This is a genomic window from Labrys sp. LIt4 (genome assembly GCF_017813775.1).
GTDB lineage: Bacteria > Pseudomonadota > Alphaproteobacteria > Rhizobiales > Labraceae > Labrys > Labrys okinawensis_A.
This window is the reverse complement of the sequence record NZ_JAGIPY010000011.1, coordinates 13,072-28,760: the sequence shown is the minus strand read 5'-3', so window position 1 is coordinate 28,760 and position 15,689 is coordinate 13,072. Positions and strand designations below refer to the sequence as shown.

The following is a 15,689-nucleotide window of genomic DNA, read 5'->3' as shown; positions in this document are numbered from 1 at the left end:
CGGGTCTTCAGACCCGGCTCTGTGACAGGCACTGCGTTGGCAGGCGGGTCTGAAGACCCGCCCCCCGATTCGGCACCCACCTCACGCCAGCGGCGCGACCTTGTCCATGAAGCGCTTCACCCGCGCCGGATCGACGGCATTCCAGGTGTTGCCGTCGACCTTGAAATGCGTGCCGATGATCACGCCGGAAGCCACCGACAGCACGTCGGCGACATTGTCGATATTGACGCCGGTATTGGCGAAGACGGGCACATCCTTGACCGTCTCCGCCACCTTCTTCAGGTCCGCCGCGGCGGCCGGCTGGCCGGTGAGCGGGCCGGAGACCAGGATGGCGTCGGCCAGGGACGAGAAAACGGCGCTGCGGGCGCGCAACTCGATCGGCCGGTTGTCCAGCGAGGACGCGAATTCGGCATTGATGTTGTAGAGCAGCTTGAGGTCCGGACGGCCGACCTCGCGGCGCAGCTTGTGGGCATCGGCCGCGCTGGGCTGCCACAGCCCCATGTCGGAGGCGAACAGGCCGGTGAAGATTTCGCGGGCGAAGGAAGCGCCGGTCGCCCCCGCGATCGCCACCGAGGCGGCGGGATCCCACAGATAGTTCACGCCGAAAGGCACCTTGAGCAGCGGCTTGAGCGCGGTGACGATCGCCGTCATCGCCGCCAGGGATTCGATCGGAGCCTTGAAACGATAGGGGCGGTCGTTCTCATTGCCGAACATCACCGCATGCACGCCGTTGTCCTGCAGGTTCTCGATATCCTTTGCGGCATCGTCGATGAGCTTGTTCACGCCGCCCTTCGCGTCGAAGAGCGGGGCGCCGGGCAGCGCGCCGATATGCACCATCGCGATCACAGCCTTGCGGCGGGGCCCGAGGAAGTCGAAAACCATCGATAACTCCTATCGAAACTTAAGGTTCTGAGAAGGCCGGCGCCTCATGCCCGGCGACGATGACCTGGACGCCGGCCCGGTCCAGGGGCTCGGCCAGGTGTTCGGGCAGGGCGGCATCGGTGACGAGGACGTGGATCTGCCCGTAGGGGCCGACCTGCACGAGGGAGCGGTGGTCGAACTTCGAGGAATCGCACAGCACCACCACTTGGCGCGAGCGCTCCATGAAGGCACGCTTGATCTCGGCATCTTCGAGCGTGTAGTCGAAAATGCCCTGGGCGGTGATGCCCGAGACCCCCAGGAAGACGGCGTCGAGCCACAGGGTCGAGAGTTGCGAACTCGCCATCGGCCCGCATACGGAAAACTCATGGGGGCGGATCAGCCCGCCGAGGGCATAGACCGGGCTCTTGCCGCCGGCCAGCAGCCCCGCCGTACGCAGATTGCTGCAGAACAGCCGGAGCCCGGGGCGGTCGAGCAGTTCGCGGGCAAAACGATGCGTGGTGCTGCCGGTATCGATGCCGATGGTATGCCCGGGCTGCACCAGGCGAGCCGCCGCCCGTGCGATCTTCTCCTTCGCCTCGGCCTGCCGCCGGCCACGCACCTCGAAAGCCGGTTCCTCGGCGTCGAAGGCCGTCTCGGGCGCCCGCGCGGTCGCCCCGCCATGGTCCCGGCTGATCAGCCCGCTTTCGGCGAGGCGGTCGAGATCGCGCCTGATCGTCATTTCCGAAACCTGAAGCTCCGCCGCCGCATCGGATACATTGATGTAGCGACGCTGGCCGATCATCTGGATCAGCCTGTCGCGCCGCGCCGTTGCCGGGATCCGGGAAGCATTCGTCATCACGGGCGTCATCTGCATTCTCTTCGCCATGTTCAGCTGCATTCAGATTGCCCTTGTAGCGCCCACAAAGGCAGCATGCACTATGACAAAATCGAACATATTCGATCACAAGATGTAACATCTTCGATCAGGTAGCAAGCACCATTTGAGCGCAATACCGGAATTTTATGGCATGAAACGGCGCGCCGTGCCGGGTGAAGCCCGGAGCGGAGACGGGGGTTGCGCGCCGCGGGGCTTGCCGGCAGGCAAGGCCAATCTTATCCACAAAGGGAGTTTTTCCTACCGATCGATCTACTGCAGCCGGATCATCGCAAGCCCAGGACGTAGCTTTCAGCGGGAACTGGCCTGGCGGTCACCCGCGCCGAAGCCGATGCCGTCGCGCTCAGATTTACGCTTGTGTGATCATGCTCGATTGTGTTTCAATATGTTAGAAAATCATTCACAAGCGGGAACATATCGATGCAGGATCTGGCTGGAAAACGGGCAATCGTAACCGGGGGCGCCTCCGGCATCGGCGCAACCATCGCCCGCCACCTGGCCGGCCTGGGCGTTAGGATCGCCGTGGCCGACCTCGATGACAAGCGAGCCTCGGAACTGGCGGCAAGCCTGGGCGGGGACCATCGCGGCATCGCCATCGACGTCCGCAAGCGCAGCTCCGTCGAGGCGGCCTTTGCCACGATCGTTCAGGACTGGGGCGGCTACGACCTCTTGATCGGCAATGCCGGCGTCTCGACCATGAACAAGGTGGTCGATCTCACCGACGAGGAATGGGACTTCAATTTCGATGTCAACATCCGCGGCATCTTCCTGACCAACCAGGCCGCCGTCCGCCATTTCCTCGCAGCGGGCCGCAAGGGTGTGATCGTCAATACCGCCTCGCTGGCCGGCAAGGTCGGCGCCCCGCTCCTGGCGCACTACTCGGCCAGCAAATTCGCCGTGGTCGGCTGGACCCAGGCGATCGCCCGCGAGATGGCGCCGCACGGCATCCGCGTCAACTGCGTCTGCCCGGGCTTCGTGCGTACCTCGATGCAGGAGCGCGAGATCGAATGGGAAGCCAAGCTGCGCGGCATCACGCCGGAGGCCGTGACCGCCGATTATATCGCGCAGACCCCGCTCGGACGAATCGAAACGCCCGAAGATATCGCCCCTCTCGTCGCCTTTCTCGCCTCGGAGGGCGCAGGCTTCATGACCGGCCAGGCCGTGAACGTCACCGGCGGCGTCTATATGGGCTGATCCGCCGTCACAGCGCGAAATGCAGCAACTCAGAGAGAATCAGGCCGGCGGCTCCCTTGAGCGCCGCCCGGTCTTCGAGGTCCCCCATGACGAGTTGGATATCGTTGCCAGGACGCCAGGGTACGAGGTCGCGCACATGAGCGGCGATCGCCTCCAGCAGGGCCGTCCCCGCGCCGGCGACATCGCCATGCAGCACGAAGAAATTCGGCGCCATGGTCTGCTGCAGATTGGCGATTCCGATCGCGATGTTGCGGGCATAGAGATCGAGGAGGCCGGCCGCCGCGCTCCCCTCCTCGGCCGCCAGCACGGCGAGGCTGCGCGAATCCATGGTTTCGGCCGAAGAAAGATGACGTTGCCGGGCCTCGCGGCGCAGCCAGCCCAGGGTGGCGATCGTCTCCCAGCAGCCCCTGCGCCCGCAGCGGCAGGCCGCTCCGTCCACCTGGACGAAGGTATGGCCGAGTTCCCCGCCCGCGCCGGCCGGCCCACGATAGAGATGGCCGTCCAGGAAAATGGCGCCTCCCAGCACGTCCCCGGTATAGATGACCGCGAAGTTGCGCCGGCCGCGCCCGATACCGAACCAGCGGTCGCCGACCAGCAAGGCCCGGGGATGGTGGTCGACCCGCACGGGCAGGCCGAAGCGGCGCGCCAAAGCCGGGCCGAGGGGGAAGCCGTCGAGCAGCGGCGCCAGATTGACCGCGACGATCGTGCCGCTGTCGGTGTCGATCATGCCGCCGGCCGCCACGCCGATGCCGAGGGGCGGACGATGGGCGAGATCGAGGACCTGTCCCACACAGCCGAACAGGATGTCGATCAGGGGCTCCACCGTCGCGGCCCCGTCGGGAAAGGCCGCCCGGACCTCCGCGGTTATGGTGCCGTCCAGCGAGACCAGGCAGCAATGCACGCCGTCATGCATGAGCAGGACCGCGCAGATCGGCGCGGCATCCTCGGCGAACCAGACCGGCCGCGCCGGCTTGCCGCCTCCCTCCTTCGAGGGCAGCGGCTCGCCCTCCACCAGGATGCCCTGGTCGATCAAGGGCTGGATGATGCCGGTGATGGTGGCGCGGTTCACGCCGACATGCCGGGCGAGTTCCGCGCGGCTGGTCGGGCCGAGATCGAACAGGACCTGCAGCACGCGGCCGCGATTGGCCAGCCCGATGGAGGTCGAGGAAATCAGGCCCTGCCGGCGGGCTTCGAGGCGCGGCGTGTCGTCGAACAGATCGTTCAGCGCGGCGAGGCCGCCGCGTTCGCCATCGGACGAAAACCTATCATCGGACGCCATGACCACCCGTCCCGGACTGAAAAGCCACGGCACGCACGGTCGCCGCGGAAGAGAATCGCTTGCCCATTCTTAGAACCGGCGCGCCGGAATGTCCTCCAATACGTCGCCTTCCGCCGAGTGGGCGTGGTTGGCGTGCGACCTCCGAATGGACATGTCGGCCGGAGGTCGACACTCCGACCATAACAGTTCACCTTGACGATACAGTTAGTTTGTGTGAGCATCAAACATATTAGAGAGAAACCGGCGAGATTCAACAACCCGGTCGTCAGAGAGGTGCCGGTCCGGAGACCTCCAACTGGTTCGAGGCCCGACAATCGGCCGATGCCGGCGAGCGGCTCCTGCCGCGCCGCGCTTCGGATCCTCACGACAATAACAACAAGAACTGCACCATCAGACCGACATCAGAGGAGAGAACGAGCATGGTTACGACACCCGAAATCTCGCGCCGCGCCTTGCTTCGCAGCACGGCCGCCCTTGCGGGCGCCGCCGCCCTGGGCCTGAATGCCGGGCGGGCCGCCGCGCAGGGCAAGACCTTGCGCGTGCTGCTGGCGGGCGATCCCTTCTATTATGCCATCCAGGGCCTGGCCGACCAGTTCAAGCAGGAGACCGGCATCGAGCTGCAGATCGAGAGCATCTCGCTGGAAGCCCTGCAGGCCCGCCTCACCTCGTCCTTCATCTCCAACCAGCCGGACGCCGACGTCATCTCCGTCGACCAGATGTGGCTCGGCCAATATCTGGAGAGCCGCTGGATCCTGCCGCTCAACGACTTCATCAAGGCGGACAAGGACACCGACATCAAGGACTTCGTCCCGGAGGTCCTCTACTCCATGAACACCTGGCGCGGGCAGGTCGGCACGCTGCCGGTGGCGACCTATGGCCAGTGCGTGCTCTACCGCAAGGACTTCGTCGACGCCGCCGGCGTGAAGATCCCCGAGGACGGCTCCTGGAGCTGGAGCGACTATCTCGACATCGTCAAGAAGCTCAACGGCAAGGAATTCGACGGCAAGAAGATGGCGGGCACCGTGCTCGCCGGCCAGCAGCCCGCGCCCATCGTGCACATGTACACCCAGCTGGCCGCCAGCTCCGGCGTGCGCTGGTTCAAGCAGTTCCCCACCGGCCAGTGGGATTTCACCCCCACCATCAACACGCCGGAGAATGTCGAAGCTCTCAAGCTCTTCCTCGAGCTCTACAAGAACTCCCCGCCCGAGGCGATCGGCTACAACTGGTTCGATGCCGGTATGCGTTTCGCGAAGGGCGATGTCGGTATGTTCTACTGGTGGACGCCCTATTCCTATCTCTGCCGCAAGGACGGCTACATGTCCGGCAAGGATTCGGTAGTGGCCGACAAGCTCGGCATCACCCGCCTGCCCCGCTCGCCCGGCAAGGACCAGGTGGTCTCGATCGGCGGCCACAGCCTCGGCATCCCCTCCAATACCGCCAACAAGGATGGGGCCTGGAAGTTCATCAAATGGGCGACCTCGGCCAAGACGCAGAAGGCCATGGCGCTCTACACCAAATATGGCCACCAGTTCTCCGACTTTGCCCGCCCCTCGCTCTACGAGGATGCCGATCTGCTGAAGATCTATCCCTATCTGCCCGCCCAGATCGCCGATCTCAAGCGCGGCAACGGCAAGATCGTGCGCCCGCCCTGCCCCGTCTACACCACGCTCGAAGGCATTTACGGCCTCAACCTCAACAAGGTGCTGTCGGGCGACACCGCGCCGGATGCCGCGTTGAAGGACACCGAGTCCTTCTTCTCCAACATCCTGACCGGCAATTTCCTCATTCCCTACAAGCAGCCCACCTATGACGACACGCTCGACGCGACCAAGGCCCTGATAGCCTCGCTCGCGTGAGAGTGGGCACGGCCCGCCGGGTCTCCCACCGCGCGGGCCGTGCCGTTTTCATGATGGGGGGTCGTGGTCTTCGGACAGCTTTGTGCTGCCCCTCACCCCTCGCACTTGCAAAGCAAGTGCGGACCTCTCCCCGTAAGAACGGGGCGAGGGGGACTTTGACGCTGCTCCGTATTCGGCACGGTTGTCGCCTCGCGCGACGACTGCCACTCCCTCGCCCCGTTCTTACGGGGAAAGGGTAAGGGTGAGGGGCTGCGCGGCGCTTGAAAATTAGCGATACCAGCGAGGGCAATGCCATGACCATCGCCGAAACATCAGCCATCCCGGCCCGGCCGAAGCGCCGGGTGCCGGCCTTTCTGCCCTATCTCCTGATCAGCCCCTCGATCATCCTGCTGCTGGCCCTGATCGCCTTCCCGCTGCTCTTCGCGCTCAAGAACAGTTTCTATTTCTGGAACCTGCAGATGAGCCCGGTGCCGATGGGCTATATCGGTGGCGGCAATTACGAGATGGCGTTCTCCAATTCCTTCTTCCTGGGCGCCCTCAAGAACACCCTGCTGCTCACCTTGGTGGGCACCGCCATCGAGTTCTGCCTGGGCCTGGCCATCGCGCTCCTGCTGGTGAAGAAGCTGCCCGGGCTCAATCTCGCCCGCGCCTTGCTGATCATGCCGACCACCATCGCCCCGATCGTGGTCGGCTTCCTCTTCCGCTACATGTACGATCCCAATGGCGGCCTGATCCCCTGGATGCTGTCCTCGGCCGGCATCCCGCTGCCGGCGCAGGGCCTGCTCGGCTCCGGCAGCACCGCGCTCTGGGCCATCCTGTTCGCCGACATCTGGCAGTGGACGCCGTTCTTCGCCATCGTGCTCTATGCCGGCCTGCTTTCGGTGCCGCCCGACATCATCGAGGCCGCGCGCCTCGACAAGACCTCGCCCTGGGCGATGCTGGTACGCATCAAGCTGCCGCTGATCCGCAAGACGGCGCTGATCGTGGTGATGCTGCGCTTCATGCAGCTGTTCAACACCTTCGACCTCGTGCTGGTGCTGACCAAGGGCGGGCCGGGATCCTCCACCCGAACGCTCGGCTACAGCCTCTACCAGCAGGGCCTCGTCGACTTCAACATCGGGCTCTCCAGCGCCATGACCTGGATGATGGTTGTCATCGTCAACGCCATCATCGGCCTGTTCGTCTTCTTCGCCTTCAAAGACCTGGACTAGGAGGAGCCGACCATGCGCAAGGGCAAGAAACTGGCCGGCACCGCGATAAGCTATGCGCTCACTTTGCTGCTGCTCGCCTTCTTCATCGGTCCGATCCTGTGGTTCGCTTTGTTGGCGATCCGCCCCTCCGACACCTTCTTCACCATGCCGCCGGTGCTGGCCTTCAAGCCGGACTGGACCTCGCTGCACTACACCTTCGGCAACCCGGGCAACAACCTGCCCCAGCTCGTCAACAGCCTGATCGTCGCCGTCGGCGCCGTGCTCCTGAACCTGCCCTTCTCGCTGCCGGCGGCCTACGCCCTGTCACGCTTCCGCATCCGCGGCCGCAAGAACATCATGCTCTGGTATCTCGGCCTCCTGATGGCCCCGCCGGTGGCGTTCCTGATCCCTTATTCGATCCTGGCGAGCTCGGTGGGCCTGAAAGGCAGCTATTTCTCCATGATCCTGATCATGCAGACGCTGACCATCCCCTTCTCGATCTGGCTGATGAAGAGCTTCATCGACGAGGTGCCGGTGGAGATCGAGGAAGCGGCGCGCGTCGACGGCGCCAAGACGCCAGCCATCGTGCTCAAGATCGTGCTGCCTCTGGTGCGCCCCGGCATCATCGTCACCTCGATGTTCGCCTTCGTCTTCGCCTGGAACAACGCCGCCTTTCCCCTGGTGCTGGCCAACCGGGCGACGGCGACCCTGCCGGTCGGCACGCTGCAATATTTCGGCACGGCCGGCGTGACCTGGGGCTTCATCGGCGCCGCGGCGCTGGCCGCCATGCTGCCGCCGATGATCATCTTCCTCGCGCTCGACCGCTATGTCGTGCGCGGCCTCACCTTCGGTTCTGTCAAAGGATAATTGTTGATGTCTACCCTCAAATCCGCCCGTTTCGGTGTCGTCGGCGCCGGCCTGTGGGGCTCCTTCCACTGCAAGACGCTGAATGCCATTCCCGGCGCCGAGCTTGCAGCGGTGTGCGATCTCGATCCGGAACGGGCCGCCGAGATGCAGCGCCAGTTCGGAGCCAAGAAGGTCTATCAGGACTTCCGCGCCCTCATCGCCGATCCCGATGTCGAGGCGGTGACGGTGGCAACGCCCGACTTCGCCCATGCCGAAATCGTGCTGGCGGCCATCGAGGCCGGCAAGCATGTCATGAGCGAAAAGCCTCTGGCGACCACGCTCGCCGAAGCTGAGACCATCGCCGAAGCCGCCGCCAGGAGCGGGGTCAAGGTGATGGTGGACTTCCACAACCGCGTCAATCCGGCCGTCCACACCGCCAGGGAGACGATCGCCCAAGGCGAGATCGGCAAGCCGCTGCATGCCTCGGCCCGGCTCTCCAACACCGTCTTCGTGCCCTTCGAGCTCTTGTCCTGGGCCAGCCGCTCCTCTGCCTTGTGGTTCCTGGGCAGCCATGCGGTCGATGCGCTCTGCTTCATGCTGGATGCCGATGTCGTCAAGGTGCAGGCAATGGCGCGCCGCGGCCATCTCGCCGCCCAGGGCGTCGACACCGCCGATGTCCATATCTCGCTGCTCGAATTCGACAATGGCGTCGTCGCTACGCTGGAGAACAGCTGGGTGCTGCCGCGTGACCTGCCGCTGGTTTTCGACTTCAGGGCCGAGATCGTCGGCGAAAAGGGCTCGCTGCAGCTCGACACCGCCCAGAACGGCGCCTTCCGCAAATATGCCGGCGCCGGCCTCAAGACCGCCGACCTGCTCGGGGTGACGCCTGCCGCCGGCGGTCGCATCGGCGGCTTCGTGATGGAGGCCATCGCCCGCTTCGTCGATGCTGTCACCACCGGCACCGCCGTGCTGGCCGATGCCACCGATGGCCTCAAGGTCACGCGCGTGCTCGCGGCCATCGAGCAGGCCGCCGCCAGCGGCAAGGCGGTGACGCTGGCGAAAGCCTGACCGATACCCTCCCCTCGAGGGGGAGGGTCGGCCCAAAGGGCCGGGGTGGGGTGAGAACCGCCACCTCGGCAATCAATGAGATCGAGATCGATGCAACTCAGTCGCGCAAACACCCCACCCCGACGCTTCGCGTCGACCCCAGGCACTTCCAAGAGGAAGTGCCGATACCTCGAGGGAAGGGTGGAGGTCGCGTCCACCCCAAAGGCAGGTGCTTGATGGCAACTCTCTCCTTCAAATCCGTCGGTAAACGCTTCCCGGATGGCACGCTGGCGCTCGCCAATGTCGATCTCGATGTCAGGGACGGCGAATTCCTTGTGCTGGTCGGCCCTTCGGGATGCGGCAAGTCGACCCTGCTGCGCAGCGCGGCCGGTCTGGAGGACCTGTCGCAAGGCCAGGTGCTGATCGGCGGGCGCGACGTCACCAATGCCGACCCCGGCGACCGGGATGTCGCCATGGTCTTCCAGAACTATGCGCTCTACCCGCATATGGACGTCTATGAGAACATGGCCTTCGGCCTCGGCCAGCGCAAAGTGCCGCCGGCGGCGATCAGGGAAAAGGTGGAAAAGGCCGCCCGCATCCTCGACCTCTCCCATCTGCTCAAGCGCAAGCCCGGGGCCCTGTCCGGCGGTCAGCGCCAGCGCGTCGCCATGGGCCGGGCCATCGTGCGCGACCCGCAATGTTTCCTGATGGACGAACCGCTCTCCAATCTCGACGCCAAGCTGCGCGTGCAGATGCGGGCCGAATTGAAGCTGCTGAACGCCCAGCTCGGCGTCACCACGCTTTATGTCACGCATGACCAGGTGGAGGCGATGACCATGGGCGACCGCGTCGCCGTGCTGCGCCCGGTGACGAAGGAGGGCGAGAGCAATCTTCAGCAATGCGCCCCGCCGCGCGAACTCTATGAGAATCCTGTCAATCTGTTCGTCGCCGGTTTCATCGGCTCGCCGGCCATGAACTTCCTCAGTGTGCGCCTCGGCGAGGAGGCCGGCGCCGCCTTCGCGGCGATCGCCGGCACCGCGCTGCGCCTGCCTCTCCCGGCTGGGTTGCTTCAGGCCAATGCCGGTCTCGCCGCCTTCAAGGGGCGCGACGTCATTCTCGGCCTGCGGCCCGAGAGTTTCCGCCTGCCGGTTCCGGCCGGGGAAGGCCTGTCCTGCGAGGTGCTGCTCACCGAGATGACGGGGGCGGACGCCTACGTCTTCTTCGACCTGCCCGCCGCTTCGGCGGTGGCCGGGACCGGGCGGCTCGCGACCGGATCGGAAGCGGGCGCCGGCGCGGCCAACCGCATCACCGCGCGGGTTGAGCCGGCCCGCCTGCCCGAACGCGGCGACCATATCGAGATCGGCGTCGACATGGGCCAGGCCCGCTTCTTCGCGCCCGACACCGGCCTTGCCCTCAGATAGGAGCCCGGCTCAGGCGTCTTCGAAAGCCAGCTCGGCTGCCACCACCAGCCGCAGGAAGCCGAATGCTGCGGTCCGGCCGGCGTGCAAGATCGCAAGGACGCGGATCGTGTGGAGTTGCACAAATGAAGCAAGCCGTTCGATTATGATCCCTAGCGGTAGCAGGGGGATAACATGGCCCATTCAAGCGAGAGCATAACGGTACCCACTCAGGCGCAGGATGGCCCACGCGGCATCGGTGGCTGGCTGATCCTTCCGATCATCAGCCTCATCCTGACGGTCGGGTCAACCATCTACAACCTCTATGATGGGGTCAAGGAATGGGAAGGCATCAAGGCGATTATTGCCGGCGCGAATAACACGGCCATTGCCCTGCGGTTGCCCGTAGCGGCATCGTCCGGCTTCGCACTGATAACAATCGGCGTCGCTCTCGCCTGCTTGTTTTCCATCTTCACGCATTCGCCGCGCGTGCCAAGACTGATGACCATTTTCTATATCCTCGCCATCGTGGCGACCGTGGTGGAGATATTGGTCGATTATCGCGTCGCGGCTCTCACCGGAGGATCGATTAGTTCCGAGAAATGGGGAAGGGAATTCACCAAAGTCGTCGTCGCAGCTGCAATCTGGATCCCGTATTTTCATCGCTCACGCCGTGTCGCCAATACCTTCCGCACGCGGGAGGCAGTCGTCGACCGCAAGATCGGTGAGATTTTCTGACCTCAGCCTATTCCGTCGTTCCAGCCCCATTCGTCAGCAAGGGCCAGGCATTCGCGCCAGGGAGCCACGGCATCGCAGGTCGTCACTGAGCGCAGCGATGCCGCCGCCGCGGCATGGGCGAGCGCCAGGCAGCGCCGGAGTTCCCAGCCCTCGTGGAACCCGTAGAGAAAACCGGCGGCAAACGCATCGCCCGCCCCGTTGGCACCGGCGATCACCGACTTGGGCACGCGGATGGATGGCTGCGTGACGATGTCGCCACCCCGGGTCACGGCGACGGCCCCGGTCGGAAAATGCGCCGCCACCACCTGGCAGCTGCCGGCCTCCAGGACCTTGCGCGCCGCCCTGATACAGGCCTCGACCACGGTGCGGTCGTCCCGCACCGTCTCCTCCTCGCCGATCGCGCCCATCTCGCTGTCATTGACGATGAGCAGATCGAGATGGGGCAGCATCGGGCGAACCAGTTCGCGCAGGCGCGCCGGCGAAGCGGTGGCCAGTTCCAGATTGGTGATCAGGCCGGCCTGCCTCGCCATGCGCAGCACGGTGAGCCAGCCATTGGCGTCGCCGTTCCAGGGGGCGTCCATCTTCTTGTGCACGCCGGGCAGACCGAGATGGAGGATGCGCCCTTTCGTGTCGGTGAAATCGAAATGGTCCGGCGTCATCAGCGAGGCGGCGCCGGGATTGAAGATATGGGTGCGGCGGCCGCTGCGCTGGGAGGTATAGGCGTCGGTGTGCAAGGTGCGGGCTTCCCGCGTCATCACCAGGCGGCGGCGGTCGATGCCATAGCGGTCGGCCTCGGCATGGAGCAGGCGCCCGTCCTCGTCCTCGCCGATCAGGCCCTGCGTCTCCACCCAGATGTCCGGATCGAGGCGCTTGATATCGATGGCGAGGTTGCAGCCCGATCCGCCACCGCGCGCTTCCTCGTTCAGGATCTCGGCAAGGCCGTCCTCGCCCGGCCAATACTCCACCAGCTTGTTGCCGTCGACGCACCAGGTTCCGGCCGTGACGATACCGGAACGCGCCGAGGATGGACGCTCACCCTGCATTTCCTCTACCTGTTCGAAATGTCCGGCCGACAGCGAGACGCTTCGCGACTCACTGTTGCCTGGAGTTTATTTGTAGCGAAAAGAAACAATCAATCGCCGCCATTTGCAATGGCGCGATTGCCGCGGCCGGACAGCGCCCTGCCGCCTGCGGCGGCGAGGTGGTCAGCCGTGTCGCAACCGGCGGTAGTATCGCAGCGCGAATACTTGCGGCGACTTCAGGGGCGAAGGTAATTGGCGGCTTCTCCACTGCCCGCAGAAGCTGTTGTGTGAGGGCCGGTCCTGGAGTCATACCCACGGTATTGATGCTTGACCGAGCACCGTCATTGCGAGCGTAGCGAAGCAATCCAGGAGCTATGGCACCGCGTCTACGAGCCCTGGATTGCTTCGCTACGCTCGCAATGACCCGTGAGTCAAACGTCGCGACCGTTGATATCATTCCGCCTGCCGTCTGCTCGTCTCGTCATGACAAGCGCCCTGTTTTGGGCTATGATCTCAAGATCTTAGGCGGGCCTACCCGTCAAGATGAACGCCACATGAACGGTGTTGATAGCGAGAGTTCATCTGCTCTGGCTTAATGATTAACTTAAAGTAATTTCCAGGTGGAGAGGCTACCCGCCGGCCCTGGTGCGATTAAGGCCGGAACGACCTCTCCGAGGAGTGTTCCATGTTTCGTAAATTGCTGGTGGCCGCCGTGGCGGCCTTGACCCTGGGCGCTGCGACGATGACGGCGAACGGTCCGGCCGAAGCGCGCAGCAACGGCTATTTCTTTCCTCACCACGGCGGCGGCAACTGGGGCGGCGGGGGCCGTCACTGGGGCGGCGGCGGTTGGGGCGGATCGCGCTGGCGCGGCGACGGCTGGAGCGGCCGTCGTTGGGGCGGTGGCTGGGGCCACCGCCGCTGGTATGGCGGCGGCTACGGCCGGCGCTGGCGTGACGATGGCTGGGGCTGGGGTGCCGGTCTGGCGCTCGCCCCCCTTCTGCTGACGCCGGGCCTCTATGGGGGCTATGGCGGCTATTATGACGACGGTTATTACGATTACGCGCCGGCCTGCCGCTGGCGGCGGGTGCGGGTCTTGACCGATTATGGCTGGCGTATCCGCCGTCAACGCATCTGCTACCGATATTGAGGCCTCTTGCGATCCGGGATCGTCCGCCTCCATGGAACGGTCCCGGATCGAACCGTCTTGCAGTGTCTCTCGTGACTGCGAAGTTTAATAGAAAATCTCTATCGTTCGACGAAAATTGATGCTTGATCGCCTTGGAACGAGGGCACATTCTTCCTCTCTGGAACTAGTCGAAAGAGAGTGGCATGCCAGCCCACGAAGATTGGAATACCGCACGCGCGGCTGAACTCATCGCGGCAGGCCAGACGTTGGAAGGCCCGCTTCTGCCGATCCTCCACTCCTTTGTGGAAACCTTCGGCTATGTCCCCGAGCCGGCCGTGCCGATGGTGGCCGAAGCGCTCAATCTCTCCCGCGCCGAGGTCCATGGCGTGGTGACGTTTTACCATGATTTCCGCAGGGAACCGGCCGGTGAGCATGTCATCAAGCTCTGCCGGGCCGAGGCCTGCCAATCCGCCGGCTGCGAGGCCTTGGCGGATCACCTCGTCGAGAAGCTCGGCATCGAGTTCGGCGAGACGACGCCGGATGGACGCGTTACACTCGAGCCGGTCTATTGCCTCGGCCTGTGCTCCATCTCGCCCGCCGCGATGATCGACGGCCGTCTGGTGGCCAGGCTCGATGCCAAGCGCCTGGACAAGGCTCTTGAAGAGGTCGTACGATGACCATGCGCATCTACGTTCCACGCGATGCCGCCGCCGTCGCCTGTGGCGCCGACGAACTCGCCGCAGCCCTCAAGGTCGCCGCGATCGCCCGCAAGCTCGACATCGAAATCATCCGTAACGGCTCCCGGGGCATGGCCTGGCTCGATCCGCTGGTGGAACTGGTCACCCCCGAAGGCCGCATCGGCTATGGGCCGGCCGAGCCGGAGGACGCCGACAGCCTGATCGCCGCCTTCGCCGGCGATGGCGCTCATAAATTGCGCGTCGGCAAGCCCGAGGACCAGCCTTTCCTCAAGCGGCAGACACGCCTGACCTTCGCGCGCGTCGGCATCGTCGATCCGCGCGATCTCGACGACTACAAGGCTCATGGCGGCCTCCAGGGCCTGGAAAAGGCCATCGCCATCGGCCCTGCCGCCATCGTGGACGAGGTCACCAAATCGGGCCTGCGCGGCCGCGGCGGCGCCGGCTTTCCGACCGGCATCAAGTGGAAGACGGTCGCCGATGCCGCCGGCCCCCAGAAATACATCGTCTGCAACGCCGACGAGGGCGACAGCGGCACCTTCGCCGACCGCATGCTGATGGAAGGCGACCCCTTCTGTCTGATCGAGGGCATGGCCATTGCCGGCGTCGCCACCGGCGCGACCAAAGGCTATGTCTATATCCGCTCCGAATATCCTCATGCCATCGCGGCGATGAACGCGGCCATCGACAAGGCCCGCCGCGCCAATGTGCTCGGCAAGGGCATTCTCGGCTCGGCCCATGATTTCGACATGGAAACCCGCACCGGCGCCGGCGCCTATGTCTGCGGCGAGGAAACATCCTTGCTCGAGAGCCTGGAAGGCAAGCGCGGCACCGTGCGCGCCAAGCCGCCGCTGCCGGCCCATAAAGGCCTGTTCGGCAAGCCGACCGTGATCAACAACGTGCTCTCCCTCGCCACCGTGCCGATCATCCTGGCGCAGGGCGCCGAGCACTACCGCGATTTCGGCATGGGCCGTTCGCGCGGCACCATGCCGATCCAGCTCGCCGGCAATCTCAATTATGGCGGCCTGTTCGAAACCGCCTTCGGCATCACGCTGGGCGAACTGGTCGACGACATCGGCGGCGGCTGCTTCACCGGCCGGCCGGTGCGCGCCGTCCAGGTCGGCGGGCCCCTGGGCGCCTATTTCCCGCGCGAACTCTTCGACACGCCCTTCGACTACGAGGCCTTCGCGGCCAAGGACGGCCTGATCGGCCATGGCGGCATCGTGGTGTTCGACGATACCGTCGACATGCGCCGCCAGGCCCGCTTCGCCATGGAATTCTGCGCCATCGAAAGCTGCGGCAAGTGCACGCCCTGCCGCATCGGCGCGATCAGGGGCAAGGAAACCATCGAGAAGATCATCGCCGGCAAGGACGTGGCGCGCAACATCGCGATCGTCGAGGACCTGTGCCAGACCATGAAGTTCGGCTCGCTCTGCGCCCTCGGCGGTTTCACGCCCTATCCCGTGCTTTCGGCCATCCGCCATTTCCCCGAAGATTTCCACGGCACGCCTCAGCGCATCGCCGCCGAATAATCGCCAAGGAG

14 protein-coding genes are annotated in these 15,689 nt (G+C 64.9%); 10 read left to right on the top strand and 4 right to left on the bottom strand.

Features of this window, described 5'->3' with window-relative positions:
• Positions 1 to 81 precede the first annotated feature (81 nt).
• A complete protein-coding gene (locus tag J8I29_RS19835) occupies positions 82 to 882 on the bottom strand; it encodes a BtpA/SgcQ family protein (RefSeq protein ID WP_105863416.1) in 801 nt (266 codons plus the stop codon).
• A gap of 19 nt (positions 883 to 901) precedes the next feature.
• On the bottom strand, positions 902 to 1,735 hold the full coding sequence (locus J8I29_RS19830; RefSeq protein ID WP_209432977.1) for a DeoR/GlpR family DNA-binding transcription regulator: 834 nt from the start codon (positions 1,733 to 1,735) through the stop codon (positions 902 to 904).
• 441 nt (positions 1,736 to 2,176) lie between these two features.
• On the opposite strand from J8I29_RS19830, the gene J8I29_RS19825 reads away from it, so the two are divergent.
• Positions 2,177 to 2,950 (top strand): SDR family NAD(P)-dependent oxidoreductase, encoded by a 774-nt coding sequence (locus J8I29_RS19825; protein ID WP_209432976.1) that lies wholly within the window; start codon positions 2,177 to 2,179, stop codon positions 2,948 to 2,950.
• A gap of 7 nt (positions 2,951 to 2,957) precedes the next feature.
• Here the strand turns inward: J8I29_RS19825 and J8I29_RS19820 are convergent, their stop codons facing one another.
• Positions 2,958 to 4,229, bottom strand: a complete 1,272-nt coding sequence (locus J8I29_RS19820; RefSeq protein WP_209432975.1) for an ROK family transcriptional regulator — start codon at positions 4,227 to 4,229, stop codon at positions 2,958 to 2,960.
• Positions 4,230 to 4,648: 419 nt separating this feature from the next.
• On the opposite strand from J8I29_RS19820, the gene J8I29_RS19815 reads away from it, so the two are divergent.
• The 6 genes from J8I29_RS19815 (at position 4,649) to J8I29_RS19790 (ending at position 11,303) form a co-directional block, all read left to right on the top strand.
• A complete protein-coding gene (locus tag J8I29_RS19815; protein WP_209432974.1) occupies positions 4,649 to 6,085 on the top strand; it encodes an extracellular solute-binding protein in 1,437 nt (478 codons plus the stop codon).
• A 293-nt stretch (positions 6,086 to 6,378) separates the two neighbouring features.
• Positions 6,379 to 7,296, top strand: coding sequence for a sugar ABC transporter permease (locus tag J8I29_RS19810; RefSeq protein ID WP_105863421.1), 918 nt, complete (start codon positions 6,379 to 6,381; stop codon positions 7,294 to 7,296).
• A gap of 12 nt (positions 7,297 to 7,308) precedes the next feature.
• Positions 7,309 to 8,142 (top strand): carbohydrate ABC transporter permease, encoded by an 834-nt coding sequence (locus J8I29_RS19805; RefSeq protein ID WP_105863422.1) that lies wholly within the window; start codon positions 7,309 to 7,311, stop codon positions 8,140 to 8,142.
• Between the two features lie 6 nt (positions 8,143 to 8,148).
• Positions 8,149 to 9,189 (top strand): Gfo/Idh/MocA family oxidoreductase, encoded by a 1,041-nt coding sequence (locus J8I29_RS19800; RefSeq protein ID WP_209432973.1) that lies wholly within the window; start codon positions 8,149 to 8,151, stop codon positions 9,187 to 9,189.
• A 215-nt stretch (positions 9,190 to 9,404) separates the two neighbouring features.
• The gene (locus J8I29_RS19795) at positions 9,405 to 10,589 is read left to right on the top strand and encodes an ATP-binding cassette domain-containing protein (protein WP_209432972.1); all 1,185 of its coding nucleotides are present in this window, start codon (positions 9,405 to 9,407) and stop codon (positions 10,587 to 10,589) included.
• 171 nt (positions 10,590 to 10,760) lie between these two features.
• On the top strand, positions 10,761 to 11,303 hold the full coding sequence (locus J8I29_RS19790; RefSeq protein ID WP_209432971.1) for a DUF2569 domain-containing protein: 543 nt from the start codon (positions 10,761 to 10,763) through the stop codon (positions 11,301 to 11,303).
• A 2-nt stretch (positions 11,304 to 11,305) separates the two neighbouring features.
• On the opposite strand, the gene J8I29_RS19785 is transcribed toward J8I29_RS19790, so the two are convergent.
• Positions 11,306 to 12,346: a PfkB family carbohydrate kinase gene (locus J8I29_RS19785; protein WP_209432970.1), complete on the bottom strand. Its 1,041-nt coding sequence runs from the start codon at positions 12,344 to 12,346 to the stop codon at positions 11,306 to 11,308.
• Between the two features lie 664 nt (positions 12,347 to 13,010).
• Between J8I29_RS19785 and J8I29_RS19780 the strand changes: the two genes are divergently transcribed.
• The 3 genes from J8I29_RS19780 to J8I29_RS19770 all read left to right on the top strand — a co-directional run bounded on the left by J8I29_RS19780 (position 13,011) and on the right by J8I29_RS19770 (position 15,678).
• Entirely contained in the window at positions 13,011 to 13,472 is a 462-nt protein-coding gene (locus tag J8I29_RS19780; protein ID WP_245197175.1) for a hypothetical protein, read from the top strand.
• Between the two features lie 182 nt (positions 13,473 to 13,654).
• Positions 13,655 to 14,128, top strand: a complete 474-nt coding sequence (locus tag J8I29_RS19775) for a formate dehydrogenase subunit gamma (protein ID WP_105863428.1) — start codon at positions 13,655 to 13,657, stop codon at positions 14,126 to 14,128.
• On the top strand, positions 14,125 to 15,678 hold the full coding sequence (locus J8I29_RS19770) for an NADH-quinone oxidoreductase subunit NuoF (protein WP_209432969.1): 1,554 nt from the start codon (positions 14,125 to 14,127) through the stop codon (positions 15,676 to 15,678). The genes J8I29_RS19775 and J8I29_RS19770 overlap by 4 nt, the downstream gene beginning before the upstream one ends.
• The last annotated feature ends 11 nt before the right edge of the window (positions 15,679 to 15,689 follow it).